Here is a 24,204-nt window from a genome sequence, read left to right as displayed (position 1 = left end):
GTCGGTGGCCTGACACTCTCGGGCCACACAGGAGGGCGCGTTTCCTCAACCCACGACTTCCGACTTGAAAAGAGGACGCGATGACTAAGCGCAGTGAGGCGAAGTACAAGATCGATCGCCGCATGGGCCAGAATATCTGGGGCCGCCCGAAGAGCCCCGTGAACCGCCGCGAATACGGCCCCGGCCAGCACGGCCAGCGCCGCAAGGGCAAGCTCTCCGACTTCGGCGTGCAGCTGCGCGCCAAGCAGAAGCTGAAGGGCTATTACGGCAACATTTCCGAGCGCCAGTTCCACGGCATCTATGTCGAGGCCGGCCGCCTGAAAGGTGACACCGGCGAGAACCTGATCGGCCTGTTGGAGCGCCGGCTCGATGCGGCGGTGTTCCGCGCCAAGTTCGTGTCGACCATCTTCGCCGCGCGCCAGTTCATCAATCACGGTCACATCAAGGTGAACGGCCGCAAGGTCAACATCGCCAGCTACATGCTCAAGCCGGGCGATGTGATCGAGGTCAAGGAAGCCTCCAAGCAGCTCGCCTTCGTGCTCGAGGCGACCCAGCTCGCCGAGCGTGACGTGCCTGATTACATCGAGGCCGACCACTCCAAGATGACCGCGAAATTCGTGCGCGTCCCCGCCCTGTCGGACGTGCCGTTCGCGGTGCAGATGGAGCCGCATCTGATCGTCGAGTTCTATTCGCGCTGATCTTGACCGGCGGCTTGCCCGCCACCAATTGCAGTCGTCAAAGGCCTCGGCGTTGCCGGGGCCTTTTGTCGTGAATCGGCAACCGATTCCCGAATGCAACAGGTGCCACGAAATCGCCTTACCCCCCGCTGACAGCGAATCCGTCCCGTGATTCAATGTTTGCGTTCGTAAAGTAGCGGGGCGTTCGCCATGGAGTTCAACAGGCGCAGTATCGGTTTTGGCGCGATGATGACCGAGGCGGTCACCGCGTCCCCCTTGCCGCCGCTGCGGGCCTCGCCCCCGTTACGCGGCCGTCCCTCCGGAATTCGCTACCGGTTCAACGACGGCACGTTTCCTTCGACGGTCTTTGACATTCTCGAACGGTCCGACTGGCACGTTCAATCCGATCCCACCGCCCACGTCATCCGGCATCTGGAGAGCGGGCTGACGTTTACGGACCCCCGGCTTCTTTACGATCCGCACGCGCTCGAGCTTTTGCACTGTTTCGAAGATGCGCGCGAAGTCGCCGATGAGTGGCGAAGTATGCTGATCGGCTGGGCTGCCTTGAATGTCGGTTGGAATGTCCGGCGACAGCGCCCGCCGGGATTGAACAGCGCGTTCTACCTGTCGCCGTCGCGGCAGAGCCGGTTGGTCCCTTGGCTGTTCGACTATGCCGAGGCGCCGCCCCTGGTTGCCGTGCCGTTCGAAACGGCCCCTTCCCGCCGGCCGGATATCTGGCTACATCCGCCGCTTGCAGCCTGAAGACCTGAAGCGGACCACAGCCAATGTTCTATACCCCCCCTCCGCGAGATCCGAACGCCCCGCCCGTGCGGATCAATCTTCTATCGGATACGCAGACGCGCCCGACAGCGGCGATGCGCGAGGCGATGGCCCGCGCGGAGGTCGGCGACGAGCAGATCGGCGATGATCCGACCGTCAACCTGCTATGCGAGCGCGTCGCCAGCCTTCTTGGCAAGGAAGCGGCGGTATTCATGCCGTCAGGCACGATGTGCAATGTCGCGGCAACCCTCGTGCACTGCCGGCCGGGCGATGAGATCCTGGCGCACGAGACCGCGCATATCATCTCCCGCGAGGGCGGCGCGCACGCGGCACTCGGCGGCTTCCAGATCATGCCGCTCAAGGGTGATAACGGCCAGTTCACGCCGGACACACTGCGCGCCGCGCTGCACCCGCGCAGCCGCTACCAGCCGCCGCAGACGGTGGTGAGCGTGGAGCAGACCGCCAATATCGGCGGCGGCACGATCTGGACGAAAGCCGCGCTCGACGAGATCGCCGCCATTGCCAAGGCGAACGGCATGGCAACCCATATGGACGGCGCGCGGCTGCTCAATGCGACGGTGGCGACAGGCATTGCTCCCGCGGAAATGGCCGCAGGCTGGGATTCTGCCTGGATCGATTTCTCCAAGGGACTGGGGGCGCCGATCGGCGGCGTACTCGCCGGCAGTGCCGCCTTCATCGACGAGGTCTGGCGCTGGAAGCAGCGGCTCGGCGGCGCCATGCGCCAGGCCGGTGTGTGCGCCGCGGCGTGTCTCTATGCGCTCGATCATCATGTGGAGCGTCTGGCCGATGATCATGCCAATGCGCGAGCGCTCGCGCGGGGGCTATCGCAGATCGAGGGCGTAACGGTGCAGGAGCCCGAGACTAATCTCGTGTTCTTCACCCCTGACGGAGCCGGCGTCTCCGGTGCGAAGATGGTCGGCGAATTGCGCAAGCGCGGCGTGCTGCTCGCCATGATGGACGGCCGCATCCGCGCCTGTACCCATCTCGACGTGACATCGGCGATGATTGAAGAAACCATTGGCCACGTCCGGGAGATCGTGCGCGCGGCGTAAGACTGCGGCTTTACGGCGCGAGCGCCTGATAGATCAGGCGCCGCACCTCGGTCTCGATCCGGCCGCGCTGCAACGGCGATTGCATCATCACCACCGCGAACATGTCGTCCTTGGGATCGACGAAGAAGAAGGTGCCGCCGACACCGTCCCAGCGATATTCGCCGGCCGTGAACGGCGGTGCGGCGGATACCCGCACCGCAAAGCCAAGCCCGAAGCCGCTGTCCGGTCCGGGATGATAGAAATCATCGTGCGCGATCTCCCGGCCGAGATGGTCGCGCGTCATCGAGGCCACCGTCTCGGCCTTCAGATAGCGGCGGCCGTCGAACGTGCCGCCGTTCAACAGCATTTGCACGAACCGCGCATAATCGCCAATCGTACCGGTCATCCCGGCGCCGCCGGATTCCCATCTCCTCGGCCGGACGGGATCGTCCAGCCCGGCGATCGGCCCGTCGAAACGATCCTGCGGCAGCGGCTCGACAACGCGGCCACGCTTCTCCGGATCGGTGAGCGAGAATGCTGTATCGAGCATGCCGAGCGGATCGAGCAGCTTTTCCTTCTCGAACTGATAGAGCGTCTGCCCCGAGACCACCTCGATGACGCGGCCCAGCACATCCACGGAATGGCCGTAGTCCCACACGGTGCCCGGCTGCTCCGCCAGCGGCAGCTTCGCCAGACGATCCGCGAAGGTGGCGTTATCGATGTCTCCCTCGAACAGATCCGAGCTCCCATAGAGCTTGCGCACAGCGGTTTCGCCATAGAAGCCGTAGGTAATGCCGGAGGTGTGGCGCAGCAGATCCTCGATTGTGATCGAGCGTGCCGGGGGTTGTAGCGATTGCACAGTTTTGCCGTCGCGTGCCGCCAGCGCGACTTTCACATCCGCGAACGCCGGGATGTATTTGGATACGAGATCGTCGAGCCTGAGCCGCCCGTCATCGACCAGCATCATCGCTGCCACGGATGTGATCGGCTTCGACATCGAATAGAGGCGGAAGATCGTGTCCAGCGTCATCGGCGCGGCGCTGGCCGCATTGCGCATGCCGAAGCTCTTAAGAAAGACAGGCTGGCCGTGCTGCTGGATCAGGACGACGGCACCCGGAATCTTGGCGGTGGCGACCTCGTGGCGGAAATAGTCGTCCACCCTTTGCAGCGCCTGAGAATTGAAATGACGGGCGGACGTCACTGGCGGTTCGGCGTGCGCGAGCCCTACGATCGCAGCTGCGGCAAGACCGCCAAGTATCTGACGCCGGGAAAGCGGCCCAATAGCCACGGACGAACCTCAACAACTGCCCTGGGCGATGATGTCGCTCAGGGCTTGCTCATGCCATTGCGCGCTTTTGTCCGAGAAGCAGCAGAAAACAATCTGACTGAGGTAGGTTTCCTCCCGCGTAGCCTCGATCGTCACGCCGACCGCGATGGGCGCGGCGCGTTCGGCCAGAGGGCGCTAGAGGCCGGTTGAGATCGCGGGAAGCCCATCCGCCCGCAATGTCGGCAATGACGACCTCGAACGCCGTCGCGCCGATCTTGCGGGCCGGGAAGCTCAGGCGGAGGCTGCCGTGCCGGCCGGGATGCCCTTGTCCGCGAACAACTGCTGCAGCTCGCCGCTCTGGAACATCTCGCGCACGATATCGCAACCGCCGACGAACTCACCCTTGACGTAGAGCTGGGGGATGGTCGGCCAGTTCGAATAGACCTTGATGCCGTTGCGGAGTTCGGCAGACTCCAGCACGTTCAGGCCCTTATATCCGATGCCAACATGATCGAGGATTTGCACCACCTGGCCAGAGAAGCCGCACTGCGGAAACTGCGGCGTGCCCTTCATGAACAACACGACGTCGTTCGACTTCACTTCATTTTCAATGAATTGATCGATGCTCATTTTCGCTTCCTCTGGGGCGATTGAAGCCCCCTGCCGCCGGGTGGTCGGACCGGCTCGGTCCCCGGCAAACCTTCACTGAATCTATATGTAGCGCAAATGCTTGTTTCGCCAAAGTAAAATGCCGAAGAGCAGGCATGCAAAGGACGGGCCGGAAATCGATGGGCTGATGGGAACAATATAATGGCCGGTCGAGGGTTTTATCCTGCAACCGAGCCCCTATCTAGGACGGACTGTCTGGAACCTGTTTCCCTGAGCAACGTTTTCCCCATCCACACGGAGCTCCTCGTGACCAGTCAAGCCTCCGCCGCGGCCACGCTGTCCCCGATCGCCCCAGCGCCACCCCTCGGCTCCGAGCCGCTCGCCCGGAATCTGATCGAGGCCTATCTGGCGGTGCGCGGCGAAACCGAGCGCCGCGCGGCCCCCCTGAGCCCCGAGGACCAGGTCGTGCAGTCGATGCCGGATGCAAGCCCGGCCAAATGGCACCGCGCGCACACGACATGGTTCTTCGAGCAGTTTCTGCTGACGGACCATTGTAAAGGCTACCAGCCCTTTCACCCTGACTACGCCTTCCTGTTCAACTCCTATTATGTCAGCGCCGGCCCGCGCCATACCCGTGGCGCGCGCGGTCTCATCACGCGCCCCGGCGTCGAGGAGATCGGCGCCTATCGCCATCATGTCGATGCGGCCGTGGTCGAATTCCTGGGTGCGTCGGATGCATCGATGTTGTCCGCCGTCGCTCCACTGATCGAGGTGGGGCTGAACCACGAGCAGCAGCATCAAGAATTGATGCTTACCGACATCCTGCATGCTTTCGCGCAAAATCCGGTCGCTCCAGCCTACGACGTCAATTGGCGCTTTCCGTCGTCAAACCGAGGCGGCGACGCGTGGGTGACGCTGCCGGAAGGCATCCATACCATCGGTCATTCCGGCACCAGCTTCCATTTCGACAATGAAAAACCCGCGCATCGCGCGCTGGTCGGCCCGGTGAAGCTTGCACGCAATCTCGTCACCAACGCCGAGTGGCTCGCCTTCATGAAGGACGGCGGCTACGAAACAGCGACCCTTTGGCTGATGGACGGCTTCGCAACCGCCGCCAAGGATGGCTGGCAAGCCCCCGGTCATTGGTACAGGGTCGGTGATGAATGGAAGATCATGACGCTCGGTGGACTCAGGCCAATCGATCCCGATGCGCCGGTCTGTCACGTCAGCTATTACGAGGCAGATGCTTTCGCACGCTGGAGCGGCAAACACCTGCCCACCGAAATGGAATGGGAGGTTGCCGCGCGCAGCAACGAACTTCACGACGCCTTTGGCATCGTCTGGCAATGGACCCGCAGCGCCTATGCTCCCTATCCCGGCTATCGCGCCACAGAAGGCGCGCTCGGCGAATACAACGGGAAGTTCATGGTCAATCAACTCGTGCTGCGCGGCTCGTCGCTCGCAACGCCGGCCGGTCATAGCCGTATCAGCTATCGCAATTTCTTCTACCCGCACCACCGCTGGCAGTTCACGGGGCTGCGGCTCGCCGATTACGCCTGACTACCGCCGTCTTCGACCCGTCTCCAGTTTTCGATCGCAGCGCGCGGGATTGCGTGTTGAGGAGAGTCTCATGAGTATGCACATGTCTGCCTTGGCCAATGCGCATCTGCCCGATGAACAGACCTCGGCATTTGCGAAAGATGTCGTCGCGGGCCTCTCGGAAAGCCGCAAGCAGCTGTCACCCAAATACTTTTATGACGGCACTGGCTCTGAGTTGTTCGAGCAGATCGCGCGCCTGCCGGAATACTATCCGACCCGGACCGAACTCGGCATTCTTCGCGATCGCGGGCCAGATATTGCGGCGATCATTCCCGAGGGTGCGGCGCTGGTCGAGTTCGGCGCCGGCGCTACGACCAAGGTTCGGCTTCTGCTGAAAAGCTGCAACTTCGCCGCCTATGTACCCGTCGATATTTCCGGGGAATTCCTGAATGCGCAAGCCGACGCTCTGCGCCACGATTTTCCGGCTTTGGCGGTGCATCCGGTCACGGCAGATTTCACGACAGCATTCAGATTGCCTGATGTCATCGAGGACCTGCCCAAGGTCGGCTTCTTCCCGGGCTCGACGATCGGCAATTTCGAGCCGCACGAAGCCTGCCGCTTTCTCCGCTCGGCACGTGAGATCCTCGGCCCGGGCGCGCTGATGATCGTCGGCGTCGACCTGGAGAAGGATGAGCGGATCCTGCACGCGGCCTATAATGATGCAGCCGGCGTGACGGCGCGCTTCAACCTCAATCTCCTGGTCCGGATCAACCGCGAACTGGGCGGCAATTTTGACGTATCCGCCTTTGCTCACGATGCGATCTACAATCGGGAGCAGCACCGGGTCGAGATGCACCTGATCGCCAAGAAGCCGCAGACGGTGCGCCTGCTCGGCGCGGGCTTCCACTTTCGGGCAGGCGAAAGCATCCACACCGAAAACAGCTACAAATACAGTATCGAGCGCTTTGACGCCCTCGCCCACGCCTCGAGCTGGAGAGTCAGGACGACCTGGACCGATGACGCGAAGATGTTCTCGGTTCACGCGCTGGTCGCGGAGCCGTAAAGAAAGCGGCCGGTTTCAGCGCTCCGGCACGCCGGTCTGGAGCGCCAGCGCGTGCAGAACACCGCCCATCTGCCCGCGCAGGGACTGATAGACGACCTGATGTTGCTGGACACGGGACTTGCCCCGGAAGGATTCGGAAATGACGGTCGCCGCATAATGGTCGCCATCGCCGGCGAGATCGCGGATCGTCACCTCGGCATCAGGGATCGCAGCCTTGATCATCGCTTCGATATCGCGGGCATCCATCGGCATCCCAGTTTGTCTCCTTCAGTTGAGCCAATCGATCGTCGCGCTCATTCGTGCCGATTGAGCGGCGCGAATCAAGGCCCTCTCGCGCGACCGTGATGCGGAAATTTAGCCCGAACCGCTTCCAGCGTCACCTCTCAAGTGCCTATATAACCACCACAGCGCCGGGGACGAGCAGACCGCATGATCTGCGGCGGATTTTATCCGGAGCGACTTATTTTGCCTGCGGCGACTTGCTTGCCTGCGGCGATTTGGAGGCCAACCCGTCATGAAACTCCCGGGACCAGATCATCCGATCACGATTACCGCGAATCCGAACCGGGTGCGCGTCATAGCCGACGGCGTGGTGATCGCCGACACCACGAAGGCGCTGACCTTGAAGGAGGCAAGCTATCCCGCCGTCCAGTATGTGCCACGCGCGGACACCAAGATGGAGCTGCTTCAGCGCACCGAGCGTGTAACGCATTGTCCGTACAAGGGCGACGCCAGTTATTTCAGCGTCGCCGCAGACGGCAAGACGCTGGATAATGCGATCTGGACGTATGAGACGCCGTTCCCGGCCATGGCCGAGATCTCGGGCTATCTGGCGTTCTACCCGGACAGGGTCAGGATCGAGGAAGTGGCCGGCTGACTCCATCGTTCAGCCTCCAGCGTCTGGCGCGAAGGCACCGGACGCCGGAGGGCCAACGGTATCGGCACACAACGCTATACCCTGAAGACCGTAAGTCCGAGGACCAAGAGCACCAGGAAGATCACGAGGAAGATGTAGAACAGAATGCGCGCGATGTCGGCGGAAGCCGCCGAGATTCCGGTGAAGCCGAGAATGCCGGCGACCACCGAGATCACGAAGAAGAGCAGCGCCCATCTCAGAAGTGTCACGGTCCAATCCTCCCAGTAGTGAATTGTGCGCCGCAGCGGCGCAGTCCACGTGATTAACGAGGAGGGTTGGAGACAGTTCCAGCGAATGCGCGGAGAGCGAGCGCCAGCCGCCGCCGGAACGGGGGTGTTTCCGCAAGACAGACTGAGCAACATGGTGCGCTGCCCTTGCCATTTGCAGTGCAACCGACAACATGGAACGAGTGCTTCGATTCCGAAGTTCGCTCGGCAAGCTCATTTGCGGGTTGCGGAATCAGGGCATCAGGGGGCGGGCTCGCATGGTCATCTCGGTTTCGCAATCCGCTGCGGCTGGAAAGGTGGAACTCCAAACGCTGCCGCACACCAGGGCGCGCAATGCCGCGCTCGACCACGCGCGCACGTTCCTGACCATCGTGGTCGTGCTGCACCACAGTGTCATCCCCTACACCTATTTCGGACACACGGACCCGAGCTCGTTCATAGGTTTCGACTGCATCGTGCTCGCCACCGACAGTTTCTTCATGGCGATGTTCTTCTTCCTGTCGGGGCTGTTCGTGTGGCCGGGACTGAAGCACAAGGCGCCGCATGTCTTCTTGCGCGATCGCCTGTTGCGGCTCGGCCTGCCTTTCGCCATCGCCACCCTGACCATCATCCCGCTCGCCTATTATGCGATCGAATTGCGAGCCAATCCCGGCACAAGCTTTTCCGCCTTCTGGTGGACCACCGTCACGATTGGCCCATGGCCAAGCGGCCCGGTCTGGTTCGTCTGGGTGCTGCTCGCCTTCGATCTCTCGGCTTGCTTGCTCCATCAGCTGTCGCCGAACCTGCTCGATCCGATCAACCGGCTATCGCTGCGCGGCTTCGACCGGCCGCGCACCGTCTTCCTGTTCCTGGTCGCCCTCACCGCAATCGTCTATGTCCCCTCGCGGGTCTATTTCGGTCCAAACGAATGGTTCGAATTCGGCCCTTTTTCGGTGCAGACGAGCCGTGTGCTGCTCTATGCGGCCTATTTCTACGTTGGAGCCGGCATTGGAGCGGCCAATTTCGAGCGCGGCGTGCTGGGCGCCGATGGCCAGCTCTCGCAAGACGGGCTGCCGCGCTGGATCATCGCCACGCTGATCCCGTACTGCCTGCTATGGGGCCTGATCGCGATCAAGCGCGAGGTGCTGGGCAATCCTCCGGACCAGCCCGACTGGTATGAAGCAAGCTACGGCCTGTTCTTTGCGGTGTTCAGCGCCGGCATGATGTTCTGCATTCTCGCCTACTTCCTGAACAATCGGCGCTCGGAATTCTCCGTGCTCGATCGCATGCAGGCCGACGCCTACGGCATCTTCCTGGTGCATTATCCGTTCGTATTGTGGATCCAATACTGGCTGTTCGACTTCCACCTGCCAGCGATCGTCAAGGCTACGATCGCCTTTGTCGGCACGCTGCTGCTGAGCTGGGGCGCGACGCGGGCGCTGCGGCAGATTCCCGGTGCAAACAGCGTGTTGTAGAGCGATCCGCAATCACAAGAGCGAGATTGCGCACGACGAACAAATACCGCTGTCGTCCCCGCGATCTTCGACCAGCGCGTAAGCCAACTCCGGCCTGGGAGTTGGCTCCCTGCTCGCGCTTCGCTTGGCCGGGACGACGAGCAGGCAATGCCCCCTACAGCTCGCCGCTCATGTAGGCCGGCAACCAGTTCTCGAACCGCGTCTTCAACGCTTCGACCGCGACCGAGGCCTCGCCGGCGATCGCGATGGCGTCGCCGCCGGTGGTGCCGATCCTGACGCAGGGAATGCCGCAGCCGCGCATCTTCGCAAGCACCCGGCCCGCCTCACTCTCCGGCACCGTGACGAGGTAGCGAGCCTGGTCCTCGCCGAACCAATAGGCGTGCGGCACGATCGCGCCGGATGCAGCCAACAGCCGCGCGCCGATGCCCGATGCCATCGCCATCTCGGCAATCGCAACGAGAAGTCCGCCATCGGACAGATCATGCACAGCAGTCGCAGTGCCCGCATGGATCATGCCGCGAACCACATCGCCATTACGTTTCTCGGCGTCGAGATCGACCGGCGGCGGCGCGCCCTCCTCGCGACCACAGAGCTCGCGCAAGTAGACCGATTGGCCGAGCCAGCCATGGGTCTCGCCCACCAGCAGGATCGCCTCGCCTTCCGTTTTGAACGCAAGCGTCGCCGATTTGGTGAAGTCGTCGAGGAGGCCGACGCCGCCGATCGAAGGCGTCGGCAGGATCGCCCTGCCGTTGGTCTCGTTGTAGAGCGACACGTTGCCGGACACGACCGGGAAGTCGAGCGTGCGGCAGGCCTCCGAAATGCCCTTCAGGCAGCCGACGAACTGCCCCATGATCTCAGGCCGTTCCGGATTGCCGAAATTGAGGTTGTCGGTGATGGCGAGCGGCCGGCCGCCGACCGCGGTGATGTTGCGCCAGGCTTCCGCCACCGCCTGCTTGCCGCCCTCGAACGGGTCGGCCTCGCAATAGCGCGGCGTGACGTCGACGGTCAGCGCCAAGCCCTTCGGCCCCTCCTGCACGCGGACCACGGCGGCATCGCCGCCCGGCCGCTGCACCGTGTTGCCGAGGATGACGTGGTCATACTGCTCCCACACCCAGCGCTTGGAGCACAGGTCAGGCGTTGCGAGCAGCTTCTCCAGCGCCGGAATGATGTCCATCGGCGCCTTGACGTCGCGGGCATGAATCACCGGCAGCGCCGGCGAAGCGACATGCGGCCGATCATAGAGCGGCGCCTCGTCGCCCAGCTCCTTGATCGGCAGGTCGGCCATCACGTCGCCGCCATGCTTGACGATGAAGCGCTTGCTCGGCGTGGTATAGCCGACCACGGCGAAGTCGAGCCCCCATTTGCGGAAGATCGCTTCCGCCTCCTTTTCTTTCTCCGGCTTCAGCACCATGAGCATGCGCTCCTGGCTTTCCGAGAGCATCATCTCATAGGCGCTCATGCCGATCTCGCGGGTCGGCACCGCATCGAGGTCGAGGTCGACGCCGAGATCGCCCTTGGCGCCCATCTCCACCGCCGAGCAGGTCAGGCCCGCCGCGCCCATGTCCTGGATCGCGATCACGCAATCGGCCGCCATGATCTCCAGGCAAGCCTCCAGCAGGAGCTTCTCGGCAAAGGGATCGCCGACCTGCACGGTCGGCCGCTTCTCTTCCGAGGCATCGTCAAACTCGGCCGAGGCCATCGAGGCGCCGTGGATGCCGTCGCGGCCGGTCTTGGAGCCGAGATAGACGATCGGCATGTTCACGCCGGAGGCCGCCGCATAGAAGATCTTGTCGGCCTCGGCGAGGCCGACCGCCATCGCGTTGACCAGGATGTTGCCGTCGTAGCGGGTGTGGAAGCGCATCTGGCCGCCGACCGTCGGCACGCCGAAGGAATTGCCGTAGCCACCGATGCCCGCGACCACACCGGACACGAGGTGCCGCGTCTTGGGATGCTCCGGCGCGCCGAAAGACAGCGCATTGAGACAAGCGATCGGGCGGGCGCCCATCGTGAAGACGTCGCGCAGGATGCCGCCGACCCCGGTGGTCGCGCCCTGGTAGGGCTCGATGTAGCTCGGATGGTTGTGGCTCTCCATCTTGAACACGACCGCCTGGCCGTCGCCGATGTCGATCACGCCGGCGTTCTCGCCCGGGCCCTGGATCACCCAGGGCGCCTTGGTCGGCAGCCCGCGCAGATGGATGCGCGATGACTTGTACGAGCAGTGCTCGTTCCACATCGCCGAGAAGATGCCGAGCTCGGTGAAGGTCGGGACCCGCCCGATCAGCTGCAGGATGCGCTCATATTCGTCCGGCTTCAGGCCGTGGGCGGCGACGATCTCGGGGGTGATCTGCGGTTCGTTGCTGTGCATCGTGTCGGATTCTCGCGGAAACCGCGCCTTGACCATCCCACCGGGATCGGGGGCGTCAGTTGCGTTCATAGAAACATCGGCCGGGCCGGAAAAGGCCTTTTACGGCCCTATTCCGCCCTGTCCAGAGCTTTACCCCGCCGACCGGTCCACCGATTTGCAGATCGGCGGTCAATCGGATTTAAGACGGCAAACCAGCAGTTAAAGGCCCTTGCCCGTGCACGACCTCGCCCGATCCGCCTTCGACAACCGTCCCGGCCTCCATATCGCCACCGAAGGCGAATTCGCCGGCTGGCGCACCTGGCTGCGCGACAGCTATGAGAGCCATACCGGGCCGTTCTGGCACCGGATGGAGGACGACGGCTCGATTCGCTGTGCGTTCCGGGTGGAGAAGAAGCACCTCAATGGCGCCGGCAACGTCCACGGCGGCTGCTTGATGACGTTCGCGGACTATTGCCTGTTCGCTTTCGCTGCACCGATCCTGCAAGGTCCGGGCGTAACCGTCTCATTTGCTTCCGAATTCCTCGATGCCGCCCGCGAAGGCGAGCTGGTCGAGGCCACCGGCGAGGTCACCCGCGCCGGCGCCTCGCTGATCTTTTTGCGCGGCATGCTGAAGTCCGGTACGCGGCCGCTGTTCTCGTTCTCCGGCACCATCAAGCGGGTCAAGCGGCGGACGCCGGAGACGGTCAGTTCGCCTTAGTACGGAGATACCGACGAGCTTCCTCGCCCTGTCTGGGGGGCTTGAGCACGAATCGACCGGAAGCGCGATCAAGCCGCGCTTCCGGTCGTAGCCTGCGACCGCTTACTGCTGTTGCTGCTGCGGATCGATCACCTGAACGACCTTCTGATTTTGCGGGTCGACCAGCACGAACTGATCACCGATCGCGACGTACTGATAGGAAGCCAGCTCCGGGTTGCTTTGGGCGAGCTCGTCCGGCACACGCCGCAAGGTCAAGCAGTTCGACCCGGAGGACGATGATGAGGCCGTGCCCACCGTGGTCGACTCGCCTGAAGCGCGGCGCAGGATCTGGCGCTGCTCGTCCGAGAGCACGATCCGCGAGCGGCCGCCGCTGTACGCGTAGCCATAGCCGCTGTCGGCGCTGACGCCGCGCTCCGGAATGACATCGACGATCTCGCGGCTGCGCGGATCGACGATTGCGATCTCGTCGTGAACCACGGTGTACTCGTAATCGCGATATTCGGGCACGATGGACACGATATCAGCCGGCAGCGGACGCGGCCGCACCCGCTCCGGCAGGCGCTCACCGACATTGATGTTGATGTTGATATCGGTCCGCGCCTGGTCGAGATCGCGGTCGCGGCGCAGCCGGTCGACCACCTGCGTGCGCTGCTGGTCATTCACCGAGGCCGACATGCGCGAGCCGTTGCGGTCGGGCTGGTTCTGGTTTTGGTTCTGAGCCTGGCCGGTCGCCTGTCCAGGCTGCGCATTCTGCTGCGCAGTCGAGCTGCCGCGAGGCATTGGCTGCTGCGCGGCGGCGTTGTTGTCCGGGCGATTCGACTGGGTCGTCGCCTGGCTATTGCGCTCGGTGCCCTGCTTCTCCGCGGCGCGATCGGTAGCCTTGCGCTGCTCCTGGCTCTGCTGCGCGGAGCCGGTGGCATTGCGGTCGTGACGATCGGCCTCACGGTCCTGCGGCTGGTTCGGCTGGCTGGATTTGCCGGTTTCGGCGGCACGGTTCTCGCCCTTGCGCTCGTCCGTCTGGCCCTGCTGCCGCTTGGTCTCCGTCGCCTCCTTGGCGTCGCGGCCTTCGTGCTGGTCGCGCTGAGCGCTGGAGGATGGCGAACGCTCGCTCTTTTCAGACTGCGCCGCATTCGATCCGGCCTTGTCGGACTGCGCCGCGCCTTGGCCGACGGTCTGCTTGCTGTCGCGGGAGTGTCGCTCTTCAGCCTGCTCACGGCCGGACGATGCGCCGCCTTCCCCGCGCCGCTGGTCCTGCGCGCTCTGCTTCATCTCAGAGCCGGCGCGCTCGGCGGCGCCCGAGCGTTCGCCGGCAGCAGACCCCTTGGCTTCGCTGCCCGGACGGCTCGCCTCGTGAGATGTCGAGGGCTGCTCGGTGCGTGCGCCCTCGTGCTTCATGTCAGGTTGGCTCTGGGCGAGAGCTACGCCCGAGCCGGTCGCCAGCGCCAGCGCGATGGCCGCAGTGCCAAGCCAATATTTCGATGTCGTCGTCATGGGTGAACCTCCTCCTGGGGTTCCCCTGCCCCGTGGAACGGGCATACAACGCCACGGGCCGCACGCCGTTGCGCGCGACCGCTGCAAAAATTTAAGGAACGATTTCGCCGGACGCGTTACGCCGCGCGGTCGAGATGGGCCACGAGGCCCGCGAAGAGACCACGGCCGTCGGTGCAGCCCATGATGTCTTCGACGTGATTCTCGGGATGCGGCATCATGCCGAGCACATTCCCGTTCTCGTTGACGATGCCGGCGATCGAATGTGCCGCGCCATTGATGTTGGCATCCGCATCGACCGCGCCTTCCGGCGAGCAGTAGCGATAGAGAATGCGGCCATCGCCTTCGAGACGCTTCAACGTCTCTTCATCCGCTTCGTAGTTGCCCTCGCCATGAGCGACCGGGACACGGATCACTTGCCCGGCGTTGTAGCCGCGCGTGAACGGCGAATCCGAGCGCTCGACGCGCAGATGCACGTCCTTGCAGATGAACTTAAGCTTCTCATTGCGCATCAGCACGCCCGGCAACAGGCCGGACTCGCAGAGGATCTGGAAGCCGTTGCAGACGCCGAGCACGAGCCCGCCCTTGGCGGCGAAGTCGCGCACCGCATCCATGACAGGCGCGCGGGCCGCGATCGCGCCACAGCGCAGATAATCGCCATAGGAGAAGCCGCCTGGCACCACCACGAGGTCGGTGCCCTTCGGCAGCGAACTCTCCGCGTGCCAGACCATCGCCGGCTCATGGCCGGAGATCAGGCGCAGCGTGCGCGCCATGTCGCGCTCGCGATTGATGCCGGGGAAGACGAGGACGGCGGATTTCATAGCCTCAACTGGCCCTGTGTGCTTAGCCTCTCTCCTTGTGGGAGAGCGTGGTCCAAATGTCGCTCGGGAGAGGGCGGAGGACGCCTACCCCAACAGCTCCACCCGGTAATTCTCGATCACCGTGTTGGCGAGCAGCTTGTCGGCCGCGGCCTTCAGCGCAGCTTCTGCCTTGGCCTTGTCGGCACCGGCGAGCTCGATGTCGAACACCTTGCCCTGCCGGACGCTGGCAACGCCATCGACGCCGAGCGACTTCAAGGCCCCCTCGATCGCCTTTCCTTGCGGATCGAGGATGCCGGATTTCAACGTCACCGTGACACGCGCTTTCACGTCACTCACCTTCAGCTCTTCACCAGTACCGGGCCGGAGCCGGCCGGCCGCTCGTTTTCGATCAGGATGCCCAGCCGCTTGGCGACTTCGGTATAGGCCTCCAATAACCCGCCGAGATCGCGACGGAAGCGATCCTTGTCGAGCTTCTCGTTCGACTTGATGTCCCACAGCCGGCACGAATCCGGGGAGATCTCGTCGGCGACGATGATGCGCATCATCTCGTTCTCGAACAGGCGGCCGCATTCCATCTTGAAGTCGACCAGCCGAATGCCGATGCCGAGGAAAAGCCCGGTTAAGAAATCGTTGACCCTGATGGCGAGCGCCATGATGTCGTCGATCTCCTGCGGGGTCGCCCAGCCGAACGCCGTGATGTGCTCCTCGGAGACCATGGGATCGTTGAGCTGGTCGTTCTTGTAATAGAACTCGATGATCGAGCGCGGCAGCTGGGTGCCCTCTTCGATGCCGAGGCGCTGCGACAGCGAGCCCGCCGCCACGTTGCGCACGACGACTTCGAGCGGCACGATCTCGACTTCCCGAATCAGCTGCTCGCGCATGTTGAGACGGCGGATGAAGTGGGTCGGCACCCCGATGTCGTTGAGGTGCTGAAACAGGTACTCCGAAATCCGGTTGTTGAGGACGCCCTTCCCCTCGATCACCTGATGTTTCTTGGCATTGAAGGCGGTCGCATCGTCCTTGAAGTGCTGGATCAGGGTACCCGGCTCCGGACCTTCGTACAGGACCTTCGCCTTACCTTCATAAATGCGACGCCGGCGGCTCATTGGGATGTACCGTGTTTTGTTAAAATCCATGAACAGGTGGGCTCCGGACGATTTTGGACAGGACCACGACGGAGCTGCCGCGAAGGCCTGGACCTGATGGAAACAGAACAAGAACCGGGCCTGGGGGAAACCTATCTGATTGGCTCCCCGAGCACAATCGATCCGGGCCGGCGGGACGGAGTTTTACCATTCTTCCCTGCGGCGTCTTGCCGGTTGAGATGGCTTCGCCTTGGCATTGTGTTGGCAAGGTGTTCCAATTATTTAGGCACGCGGACACCTGCCCGCAACCGCCGCTCCGGCTCCTTTTCGGCAACACTGGAACTTCCGGCTATGACCACATTCGACAAGCGCGAAGAAGCCTTCGAAAGGCAGTTCGCCCACGACGAAGAACTCAAATTCAAGGCTGAGGCCCGCCGCAACAAGCTGCTCGGGCTATGGGCGGCCGAAAAGCTCGGCAAGAGCGGCGCCGACGCCGAGGCCTATGCCAAGGAGGTCGTGGCCGCCGATTTCGAGGAAGCCGGCGATACCGACGTGCTGCGCAAGGTGCTGGGGGACCTCACCGCCAAGGGCGCTGCGGTGACCGAGACCGACATCCGCGCCAAGATGAGCGAACTCTTGGCCGAGGCGGTCGCGCAGGTGAAGGCGGGACAGTGAAGGGCGAATAGCGAATCGTGAGTGGCGAACAGGGCAATTCACTATTTGCCACTCACTCCGCGCCGATCGCCTAAGCCTTGATGTACACCCAGGCTTGAAGACCTGAGCGCAGCCCCACCGTCACGCGCTTGTAATCGGCGACCTCGTACTGGTCCGCCGCGAGCAATTCGGATGGGGTGATTTCGAACACGGTCCCATCCACCTCGTCGTTCGGATTGCCCGTCGGAACAACGATCGGATGAAATCGCTCACCACTCTTGGCGATCACATCAGGATCTGTGATCTCAACCATGCTCTTACTGAAGCCCGGCATTGTATCGGGGCGTCCGACAAGAAGCCTACCGAAAGACGCTAATTGGACACTCTCCAGTTGCAGCGTGCCATAAGAGAACAGGAATACTTCCTTCGCGACTGTCACGCCCGCTCCCGCCATGTCATATCAAAGCTTAGACATATAGCTGAAGCGGGTGACTGGCGAGCGGCAAATCGGCCTTCTGTCCTACTCGCTACTCGCCATTCACTACTCTACTCTTCCTTGAAACCGTATTCCGGCACGTTGCCGCTGGCGCCGTAATATTTGTACGGCAGGAACTTGCCCGACATCGAGATCTTGACGCGATCGCCTTTCGGATTCGGCAGCCGCTCCATCACCATGTCGAAGTCGATCGCCGACATGATGCCGTCACCGAACTCCTCCTGGATCAGCTCCTTCCAGGCCGGGCCGTTGATCATCACGAGCTCGTAGAAGCGATAGATCAAGGGATCGGTCGGCGGCATCTGCACGCCCTCGCCGCGCATCGGCGTCTCGTTCAGCATCGCGATCTCGCTTTTCGAGAGGCCGAACAGCTCGCCGGCATTGGCCGCTTGCGGCTTGGTCAGCTTCATCTGGCCGAGAATGGCGCCGACGATCAGCACCTCGGAATAACCGCCGATCTTTTCGCAGATATATTTCCAGCTCCATCCCTTCTCGCGCTTGATGTCGAGCAGCTTCTCGGTGAGGTCGGATCGTTTCATGTTTAGTCTCCCTGGCTTGAAGGCTAGCCGGCTCTGGCCTGTGCCGAGCCGGTCTCCACTGACTTTGGCGCACTCACGATCGTCGGCTCGGTGCGGCCGATCCGCACCAGCGGCACCTTGCGCGGGTCATGGTCGGGTGTATCGGCGGTGAACGTCTTGCTGCGGCTCACCAGGAAATCGATGATGTGGTTGCGCACGCCGTAGTAAAGCGGATGGCGATGCAGATCCCCGCGCAAGCGCTCTTTCGGCAGCGGGTTCTCGACGATCTCCGCCAGCACCGCCCCCGGACCGTTGGTCATCAGCACGATCTTGTCGGCGAGATAGATCGCTTCATCCACGTCATGGGTGATCATGAACACGGTCTGTCCGGTCTCCAGACAGATGCGGCGGACCTCGTCCTGCAATGTGCCGCGGGTCAGCGCATCCAGCGCCGAGAACGGCTCGTCCATCAGCATGATCTTCGGCGTGATCGACAGCGCCCGCGCGATGCCGACGCGCTGCTTCATGCCGCCCGACAGCTCTGATGGGCGCTTGTGCTCGGAGCCGGACAGGCCGACGAGATCGATGAAGCCTTGCGCATGGGCCTTGACCTTGGCGCGATCCCATTTGCGCCATTTCGAGCTGACGGCATAGGCAACGTTGCCGAGCACGCTGCGCCAAGGCAAGAGCGCATGGCTCTGGAAGATCACGGCGCGATCGAGGCTCGGCCCCTCGATGGCCTGGCCGTCGACGATCACGGCGCCTTCGCTCGGACTGTCGAGACCGGCGAGAATGTTGAGCACCGTGGTCTTGCCGCAGCCGGAATGACCGATCACGCAGACGAACTCGCCGCGCGCCACCGCAAGCCACAGGTTCTCGAAGATCGTCGTGCTGCGCGCGCCATCGTAGCGCTTGGCGATGCCCTCGATGGAGATGAATTTGTCAGTCATGGCAGGCCTCACCGTTCCCTCCCCCCTTGCGGGGTCCGAGGCGAGCGAAGCTCGCTCTCGAGGTCAGGGAGGGGGGGCCCCCACAAAGACTCGCGCCTGAGGCCCCCCCACCCCTGCCGCCTTCCCGCAAGTGGGAGGGGAACAGAGTTGCGCCCGTTGTAAGAGCTTGCCCGATCATGCGGCCCCTACTCCGGAAACGTCACGAGCCGCGCAAAGCGCGCCAGGATCTGATCGAGCAGCATGCCGACGACGCCGATCAACAAAATCGCGATGATCACATTGGTGATCGAGAGGTTATTCCACTCGTTCCAGACGAAGTAGCCGATGCCGGTGCCACCGACGAGCATCTCGGCCGCGACGATCACGAGCCAGGCAATGCCGATCGAGATCCGCATGCCCGTGAGGATGGTCGGCGCCGCTGCCGGCAGGATCACGGTGAAGGCGCGGCGGAGATTGCCGACCTCCAGCGTCCGCGCCACATTGATCCATTCCTTGCGCACGCTGGCGACACCAAAGGCCGTGTTGATCAGCATCGGCCACACCGAGCAGATGAAGATGACGAAGATCGCCGACAGGCTGGAGTCCTTGATCGTGTAGAGCGCCAGCGGCATCCAGGCGAGCGGCGAGATCGGCTTCAGGATCTGAATGAACGGATCGAGCGCACGGCTCATTAACGGCGACATGCCGATCAGGAAGCCGAGCGGGATCGCGACCGCAACCGCAACCAGATAACCCAGCATCACGCGCGCGATCGAATAGCCGAGCTGGATGCCGAGCCCCTTGTCGTTCGGACCATTGTCATAGAACGGCCGCTTCAGATGCTCCCACAGCGTAGCCCCGACGTCGAGCGGACCCGGCATGGCCGACTTGCCCTGGGTCGCGGTCATCCCCATCAGCTTGGCATATTCCGGGCTCATATTGGCCGCAGGGCCGGCGCTGCGCGTGGCGATGTGCCAGGCGCCGAGAAAGACGACGAGCAATCCGATCGAGACGACGGCAGCGCGGAGGCGGAGGGATGCGGTCATGCCGATGCCCCCTCCCCGCCGTCGTCCCGGCGCACGCCGGGACCCATAATCACCGTCCTCAGCTGGTAGAAAAGGTCATCGCCGCAGGTGCCCAAAGAAAGGTCACGGCGTATGGGTCCTGGCGTGCGCCGGGACGACAGCATTGGCGTGGTCGACGGCGTCGCGCTTGTCTCCCCCATCACGACGCCTTCCTGATCTTGAAGCTCGCGACGTAATCGTCAGGCTTGCTCGGATCGAAGGTCTTCCCCATCACCGCAAACGACTTGTAGGAGTCCTTCGGCGGAGCGAGGCCCATCTCGGTCATCACCTTGCGCGTGTCGGTCGCCAGATAGATCTGCTCGGCCACGGCCTTGTAGTCGACGTCGCCCTTGATCTGGCCCCAGCGCTTCATCTGGGTGAGCATCCACACCGCAAAGGATTGCCACGGGAACGGATCGAAATCGACCCGCTTCGGGTCGGTCTTCACGCCGCCGAGCCCGTCGGCATAGGTGCCGGTCAAGACCTGCTCCAGCACCGTGACCGGCGCGTTGATGTAGTTGGCGGGCGCGATCGCCTCGGCGATCTGCTTGCGATTTTCCGCCTTGGAGGCATAGGCGGTCGCGTCGACGATGGCGCGCGTCAGCGCCGCAAAGCTGTTCGGCGCCGCCGTGATGAACTCGCGGCTGGCGGCGAAGCTGCAGCAGGGATGGCCGTCCCAGATCTCCTTGGACAGAATATGCAGGTAGCCGACGCCGTCATAGATCGCGCGCTGGCAGATGTTGTCGGGCGCCAGGAAGCCGTCGATGTTGTCGGCGCGCAAGTTCGCGACCATTTCCGGCGGCGGCACCGAGCGGAGCTGCACGTCGGTATCGGGATCGATGCCGTGCTCGGCGAGATAGTAGCGCAGCAGGTAGTTGTGCATTGAATAGTCGAACGGAATGGCGAATTTCATGCCTTTCCAATCCTTGGGATCGCGCTTGTCCTTGTGCTTCATGGCCAGCACGATGCCCTGCCCGTTGATGTTCTCGATCGCAGGCACGGTAAACGGGATCGGCTGTGCGCCGAGCCCCAGCGAAATCGCGATCGGCATCGGCGCCAGCATGTGGGCGGCGTCATATTCCTTGTTGATGGTCTTGTCGCGGATCACAGCCCAGCCGGCAGTCTTGACCACTTCGACGTTCAGCCCCGCCTTGGCATAGAAGCCCAGCGGCGCCGCCATGATGATCGGCGTCGCGCAGGTGATCGGGATGAAGCCGACCTTGAGGTCCTTCTTCTCGGGTGCGCCGGCCTCGGCGAAGGCTTCGGTCGCCGTCTTCAGCGGGAAGAACTGCGAGACCGCGGCGAGCGCGGTCGCTGCGCCGACAGACTTCAAAAAGGCGCGGCGTGTTGCGGACTGCGGAAACACGGCGCGCAGCACTGCCGAGGCGACCACGTTTTCATACCGCTTCTCATCGGTGTCGGCGACCGGCGCACAACGCAGCGCCAGCATGGCGTGGTCGTGTTCGGCTGCAGAACGGTGCTGGCCGCACACGCAGCCCGCATTCGCGCTGCTATCGGCATCGAACGGATCATCGAAAATCGACATGTGCTGCGCCCCTTTGTCGCACCCGCGCGCAGCAACGTTGCGGCGCGCCCTCTGACTGATCATCCGGCGACACCTTCAGCCGCCGGATGATGCAAAACATGCAGCTTCTATGCCGCCTTGCTGGCCATTGCCGGAGGAAGCGGCAGGCCCTCCTCGATCGGCAGCGACGGATCGCGCGACCACTCGTTCCAGGAGCCGAAATACATCCGCACGTCCTTCACGCCGGCATTCTTCAGCGCGAGGAAGGTGTTCGAGGCTCGGGCTCCCTTGAAGCAGTACAAATACACCGGCGTTTCCGTGGTGATGCCGACGGTGGCGCATTCGGCGAGGATCTCGTCCTTCGACTTGAAGCGCGGGCCTTCGGCCGTGGGCTTCATCATGCGATACCATTCCAGCCACACGGCGCCGGGAATGCGCCCCTTGCGCGGGCAGAAGTCCTTGCCGTAGGGCGAAGACGAATCGCCGATCCACTCATCGACGTCGCGCACGTCGAGAATGGCGATGGACGGGTTGCCGACCGCTGCCAGCATCGCCTTGGCGTCGATCAGGATGCTGCCGGCTTCCGGCACGATGGAGAACGACGCCTTCACCGGCGACGGTGCGTCGGTCGTGACAGGCAGGCCGGCTGCGACCCAGGCCTCAAAGCCGCCATGCAGCACCTTCACCTTGGGATAGCCGAGCATGCTAAGCAGGAAATAGCCGCGGCAGGACTGGCCAAAGCCGGAATTCATCGACTGCTCGTAGACGACAGCCGTCTCGTTACCGGACAAGCCGGCGGCGCCGAAGGCGTCCGCGAACTTGGTTTTCAGCTCTTCGATACCTTCGGGAGTCGAGGTGGCGAGATAGGTGAAGATCTCATGCACATTCACCGCATTGGGAATGTGGCCTGCGCCGTAAGCGTCGGGATTACGGGTGTCGATCAGGACACACGGTTCTTTGGTGATGAGGTCAGCGAGTTCGCCGGCAGAAATCAAAACGTCCGTCATGGCAGGCCTCTCCTGTTATGGAATTCGATGGTCCCTCTTCTCGCCGGCGTCAGCCGTCGGCGAGCATCTTGCGGAGTTGCTTGGTCGCGGGGGTCACGATCGCGACGAAATAGGCCTCGCGCAGTCGCCGCTCGGCGCGATTGCCTTTGATGTAGCCGCGGGCTCCGCAATGGAGCATCGCGGCGTGCGCGGCCGCCACGCTGGCCTCGCCGGCCCGCAGGCGCAGCGCGACGACCTGGCGCCAATAGGTCTCGTCCGGGTTGAAGGGATCGCGGGCGAGCGCAGCCGTTTCATGCGCGAGCTCGGCGGCAAGCTCGGAAAAATTGACCGGCTGTTGCGGCAGATAGCGGTTGACGTGGCCGAGCGGCGCCTCGACCTCCTGCATCACCTTGATGCAATCCTTGATCAGGCCGAGCGCCATGCCGGCCTGCAGCAGGATGAAGCCGGCGCGGATCTTCTTGACGAAAGGCCCAGCCGGGTCGGCAAGGATCAGTTCATCCGGCACGAACAGGTCGCGAAACTGCACACCATAGGTCCCGGTGCCGTCCATCGCCAGGAACGGCTGGCATGGCTGCAGCGTCACCGCCGGATCGGCACAATCGGCGATGAACATCACGATCTCGCCGGGCGCATCCTCTCGCTCGAAGATCGTGCCGAACATGTGGTCGGGGCCGAGATTGGAAACCCAGGGCAGCACGCCGCGCACGACATAGCCGCCCTCGACCTTCCGCCCCTTGAGCTTGAGCTTCTCGATGCCGAAGAAGCTCTTCATCGGGTTGGAAAGGCCGGTGCCGCCGAGCAACCGTCCGCTCGCGGTGTCATCGAGCAGACGATCGACCAACGCCTTGTTAGCTGAGTTGGCGATGTACCAGACCAGCGTATTCTGGCACCACGCCATGAAGGCGGTGGCGCCACAGATCTCGCCCATCGCCGCGATCGACTGGATCGCAGCGTTCAGATCGGCGGCACCATTCTCGGGGACATGACTGCCCCAGGCACCGGCATCACCGAGATGGCGCAGCAGTTCCGCCGGATACACCGTGCCGGCATCGATGGCAGGGGCGATCGGCGCGAGCTCCTTGCGCACGATCGCCGTGACCTGCTCGATCATCGAGGGCACGGGCACGACGCCCGTGTCATCGGTCGCGAGATTCGATCCGAGTGAACCCATGACGCCCTCCGTTGCTGGCGGCTACCGGCCCGCTCAGATGCCGACTTCGAGATTGACGGGGCGGGTGAAGGTATTGGCCACCGGCGACCACTTCTTCACATGTGCGACCAGCGCCTGAATCTCCTCCGGCGCGACGCCCTCGCACTCCATGTCGACCTTGACGCGGACGTCGGTGAAGCCGACCGGCTTGTCGCTGACGTCGCCGGTGCCCCACACGGCCGTGATGTTGAGATCGCCTTCGAGCTCCAGCTCGAGCTTGTTGACGATCCAGCCGCGGTGCACGGCGTTGGCATGCAGGCCGACGGCGAGGCAGGAGCCGAGCGCCGCGAGCGAAGCCTCCGACGGATTGGGAGCGGTGTCGTCGCCGAGCAGTCCCGGCGGCTCGTCGACGATATAAGGCGGCAGGTTGCGGATGTAGTTGGCGTGGCGGAATTTGCCCTCGGCCACCGTCTTGCACTTCAGGGTCTTGATGACCTTGGGATTGGCCTTGCCAGTGGCAATGAGCTGCTCCAGCCCGTTCTTGTCGATGGGGGCAAGGCAGCCCGTGAGCACCGTCTTCTGAACAACAGCGGTCATCTCGTCTTTTCTCCCTGGGATCGAGGATACCGAACGGTCTGTTTCCTGCACGAAGCGTGCCAGCAAGCTGGAAAACAAAAGCCGAAGCATTTCTCGTCGCTTAGAGAGGATGCCGCGAAACTGACCGAGGCCTTCTGCTCAAACCGGGTGCAGTCTGTTGCACGCCGCGATCAAATTGAGCGCAGCAGGGTTGATCATCGAAGATGCAGCTTGATGAGGTGCGC

General features: G+C 63.2%; 26 protein-coding genes. 9 read left to right on the top strand and 17 right to left on the bottom strand.

Annotated features, from left to right (window positions below; all coding sequences use genetic code 11):
• The first annotated feature begins 80 nt into the window (after positions 1-80).
• The 3 genes from rpsD to QXZ85_RS30455 all read left to right on the top strand — a co-directional run bounded on the left by rpsD (position 81) and on the right by QXZ85_RS30455 (position 2,530).
• Complete coding sequence (rpsD, locus tag QXZ85_RS30465) at positions 81-698, top strand: 30S ribosomal protein S4 (protein WP_315706044.1); 618 nt, start codon at positions 81-83, stop codon at positions 696-698.
• A gap of 189 nt (positions 699-887) precedes the next feature.
• The gene (locus tag QXZ85_RS30460) at positions 888-1,439 is read left to right on the top strand and encodes a hypothetical protein (RefSeq protein WP_316175437.1); all 552 of its coding nucleotides are present in this window, start codon (positions 888-890) and stop codon (positions 1,437-1,439) included.
• Between the two features lie 23 nt (positions 1,440-1,462).
• The gene (locus tag QXZ85_RS30455; RefSeq protein ID WP_315706046.1) at positions 1,463-2,530 is read left to right on the top strand and encodes a threonine aldolase family protein; all 1,068 of its coding nucleotides are present in this window, start codon (positions 1,463-1,465) and stop codon (positions 2,528-2,530) included.
• Positions 2,531-2,540: 10 nt separating this feature from the next.
• Here QXZ85_RS30455 and QXZ85_RS30450 read toward each other — a convergent pair whose 3' ends face one another.
• Positions 2,541-3,740 carry a serine hydrolase domain-containing protein gene (locus QXZ85_RS30450; protein ID WP_315741793.1) on the bottom strand — a complete coding sequence of 400 codons (1,200 nt, stop codon included), beginning with the start codon at positions 3,738-3,740 and terminating at the stop codon, positions 2,541-2,543.
• Positions 3,741-4,067: 327 nt separating this feature from the next.
• Positions 4,068-4,406: a Grx4 family monothiol glutaredoxin gene (gene grxD / locus QXZ85_RS30445; protein WP_315741436.1), complete on the bottom strand. Its 339-nt coding sequence runs from the start codon at positions 4,404-4,406 to the stop codon at positions 4,068-4,070.
• Between the two features lie 285 nt (positions 4,407-4,691).
• Between grxD and egtB the strand changes: the two genes are divergently transcribed.
• Together egtB and egtD are read left to right on the top strand one after the other, a co-directional pair.
• Entirely contained in the window at positions 4,692-5,945 is a 1,254-nt protein-coding gene (gene egtB / locus QXZ85_RS30440) for an ergothioneine biosynthesis protein EgtB (RefSeq protein WP_315706048.1), read from the top strand.
• A gap of 70 nt (positions 5,946-6,015) precedes the next feature.
• The gene (gene egtD / locus QXZ85_RS30435) at positions 6,016-6,987 is read left to right on the top strand and encodes an L-histidine N(alpha)-methyltransferase (protein ID WP_315706049.1); all 972 of its coding nucleotides are present in this window, start codon (positions 6,016-6,018) and stop codon (positions 6,985-6,987) included.
• Between the two features lie 15 nt (positions 6,988-7,002).
• On the opposite strand, the gene QXZ85_RS30430 is transcribed toward egtD, so the two are convergent.
• On the bottom strand, positions 7,003-7,239 hold the full coding sequence (locus tag QXZ85_RS30430; RefSeq protein ID WP_315706050.1) for a BolA family transcriptional regulator: 237 nt from the start codon (positions 7,237-7,239) through the stop codon (positions 7,003-7,005).
• Between the two features lie 262 nt (positions 7,240-7,501).
• Between QXZ85_RS30430 and QXZ85_RS30425 the strand changes: the two genes are divergently transcribed.
• Complete coding sequence (locus QXZ85_RS30425; protein ID WP_315706051.1) at positions 7,502-7,864, top strand: DUF427 domain-containing protein; 363 nt, start codon at positions 7,502-7,504, stop codon at positions 7,862-7,864.
• A 74-nt stretch (positions 7,865-7,938) separates the two neighbouring features.
• Here QXZ85_RS30425 and QXZ85_RS30420 read toward each other — a convergent pair whose 3' ends face one another.
• Positions 7,939-8,112: a DUF1328 domain-containing protein gene (locus QXZ85_RS30420; RefSeq protein ID WP_315706052.1), complete on the bottom strand. Its 174-nt coding sequence runs from the start codon at positions 8,110-8,112 to the stop codon at positions 7,939-7,941.
• A gap of 275 nt (positions 8,113-8,387) precedes the next feature.
• On the opposite strand from QXZ85_RS30420, the gene QXZ85_RS30415 reads away from it, so the two are divergent.
• Complete coding sequence (locus QXZ85_RS30415) at positions 8,388-9,584, top strand: acyltransferase (RefSeq protein ID WP_315706053.1); 1,197 nt, start codon at positions 8,388-8,390, stop codon at positions 9,582-9,584.
• A 154-nt stretch (positions 9,585-9,738) separates the two neighbouring features.
• Here the strand turns inward: QXZ85_RS30415 and purL are convergent, their stop codons facing one another.
• Positions 9,739-11,949, bottom strand: coding sequence for a phosphoribosylformylglycinamidine synthase subunit PurL (gene purL, locus QXZ85_RS30410; RefSeq protein ID WP_315741795.1), 2,211 nt, complete (start codon positions 11,947-11,949; stop codon positions 9,739-9,741).
• A gap of 214 nt (positions 11,950-12,163) precedes the next feature.
• On the opposite strand from purL, the gene QXZ85_RS30405 reads away from it, so the two are divergent.
• A complete protein-coding gene (locus tag QXZ85_RS30405; RefSeq protein WP_315768755.1) occupies positions 12,164-12,646 on the top strand; it encodes a PaaI family thioesterase in 483 nt (160 codons plus the stop codon).
• A gap of 102 nt (positions 12,647-12,748) precedes the next feature.
• Here QXZ85_RS30405 and QXZ85_RS30400 read toward each other — a convergent pair whose 3' ends face one another.
• From QXZ85_RS30400 to purC, 4 genes are all read right to left on the bottom strand, one after another.
• On the bottom strand, positions 12,749-14,137 hold the full coding sequence (locus QXZ85_RS30400) for a DUF1236 domain-containing protein (protein WP_315706054.1): 1,389 nt from the start codon (positions 14,135-14,137) through the stop codon (positions 12,749-12,751).
• Positions 14,138-14,253: 116 nt separating this feature from the next.
• On the bottom strand, positions 14,254-14,955 hold the full coding sequence (gene purQ / locus QXZ85_RS30395; RefSeq protein WP_315706055.1) for a phosphoribosylformylglycinamidine synthase subunit PurQ: 702 nt from the start codon (positions 14,953-14,955) through the stop codon (positions 14,254-14,256).
• An 84-nt stretch (positions 14,956-15,039) separates the two neighbouring features.
• Positions 15,040-15,282, bottom strand: a complete 243-nt coding sequence (gene purS / locus QXZ85_RS30390; RefSeq protein WP_315706343.1) for a phosphoribosylformylglycinamidine synthase subunit PurS — start codon at positions 15,280-15,282, stop codon at positions 15,040-15,042.
• 11 nt (positions 15,283-15,293) lie between these two features.
• Entirely contained in the window at positions 15,294-16,061 is a 768-nt protein-coding gene (gene purC / locus QXZ85_RS30385) for a phosphoribosylaminoimidazolesuccinocarboxamide synthase (protein WP_016843454.1), read from the bottom strand.
• Positions 16,062-16,391: 330 nt separating this feature from the next.
• On the opposite strand from purC, the gene QXZ85_RS30380 reads away from it, so the two are divergent.
• Positions 16,392-16,715, top strand: coding sequence for a DUF1476 domain-containing protein (locus QXZ85_RS30380; protein ID WP_315741437.1), 324 nt, complete (start codon positions 16,392-16,394; stop codon positions 16,713-16,715).
• Between the two features lie 70 nt (positions 16,716-16,785).
• On the opposite strand, the gene QXZ85_RS30375 is transcribed toward QXZ85_RS30380, so the two are convergent.
• From QXZ85_RS30375 to QXZ85_RS30340, 8 genes are all read right to left on the bottom strand, one after another.
• Entirely contained in the window at positions 16,786-17,148 is a 363-nt protein-coding gene (locus tag QXZ85_RS30375; RefSeq protein ID WP_315706057.1) for a gamma-glutamylcyclotransferase family protein, read from the bottom strand.
• 92 nt (positions 17,149-17,240) lie between these two features.
• Entirely contained in the window at positions 17,241-17,729 is a 489-nt protein-coding gene (gene cynS, locus QXZ85_RS30370; RefSeq protein WP_315706058.1) for a cyanase, read from the bottom strand.
• Positions 17,730-17,752: 23 nt separating this feature from the next.
• A complete protein-coding gene (locus tag QXZ85_RS30365) occupies positions 17,753-18,658 on the bottom strand; it encodes an ABC transporter ATP-binding protein (protein ID WP_315706059.1) in 906 nt (301 codons plus the stop codon).
• 185 nt (positions 18,659-18,843) lie between these two features.
• Positions 18,844-19,683 carry a nitrate ABC transporter permease gene (gene ntrB / locus QXZ85_RS30360; protein WP_315706060.1) on the bottom strand — a complete coding sequence of 280 codons (840 nt, stop codon included), beginning with the start codon at positions 19,681-19,683 and terminating at the stop codon, positions 18,844-18,846.
• A gap of 178 nt (positions 19,684-19,861) precedes the next feature.
• Positions 19,862-21,247 (bottom strand): CmpA/NrtA family ABC transporter substrate-binding protein, encoded by a 1,386-nt coding sequence (locus QXZ85_RS30355; protein WP_315706061.1) that lies wholly within the window; start codon positions 21,245-21,247, stop codon positions 19,862-19,864.
• Positions 21,248-21,354: 107 nt separating this feature from the next.
• Complete coding sequence (locus tag QXZ85_RS30350) at positions 21,355-22,233, bottom strand: sulfurtransferase (RefSeq protein ID WP_315706062.1); 879 nt, start codon at positions 22,231-22,233, stop codon at positions 21,355-21,357.
• Positions 22,234-22,282: 49 nt separating this feature from the next.
• Positions 22,283-23,404, bottom strand: coding sequence for an acyl-CoA dehydrogenase family protein (locus tag QXZ85_RS30345; protein WP_315706063.1), 1,122 nt, complete (start codon positions 23,402-23,404; stop codon positions 22,283-22,285).
• A 33-nt stretch (positions 23,405-23,437) separates the two neighbouring features.
• A complete protein-coding gene (locus tag QXZ85_RS30340) occupies positions 23,438-23,980 on the bottom strand; it encodes an OsmC family protein (protein ID WP_315706064.1) in 543 nt (180 codons plus the stop codon).
• Between the last annotated feature and the right edge of the window lie 224 nt (positions 23,981-24,204).

The organism is Bradyrhizobium sp. SZCCHNGR1005, assembly GCF_032489995.1.
GTDB lineage: Bacteria > Pseudomonadota > Alphaproteobacteria > Rhizobiales > Xanthobacteraceae > Bradyrhizobium.
This window is presented reverse-complemented; position numbering and strand designations above follow the sequence as displayed.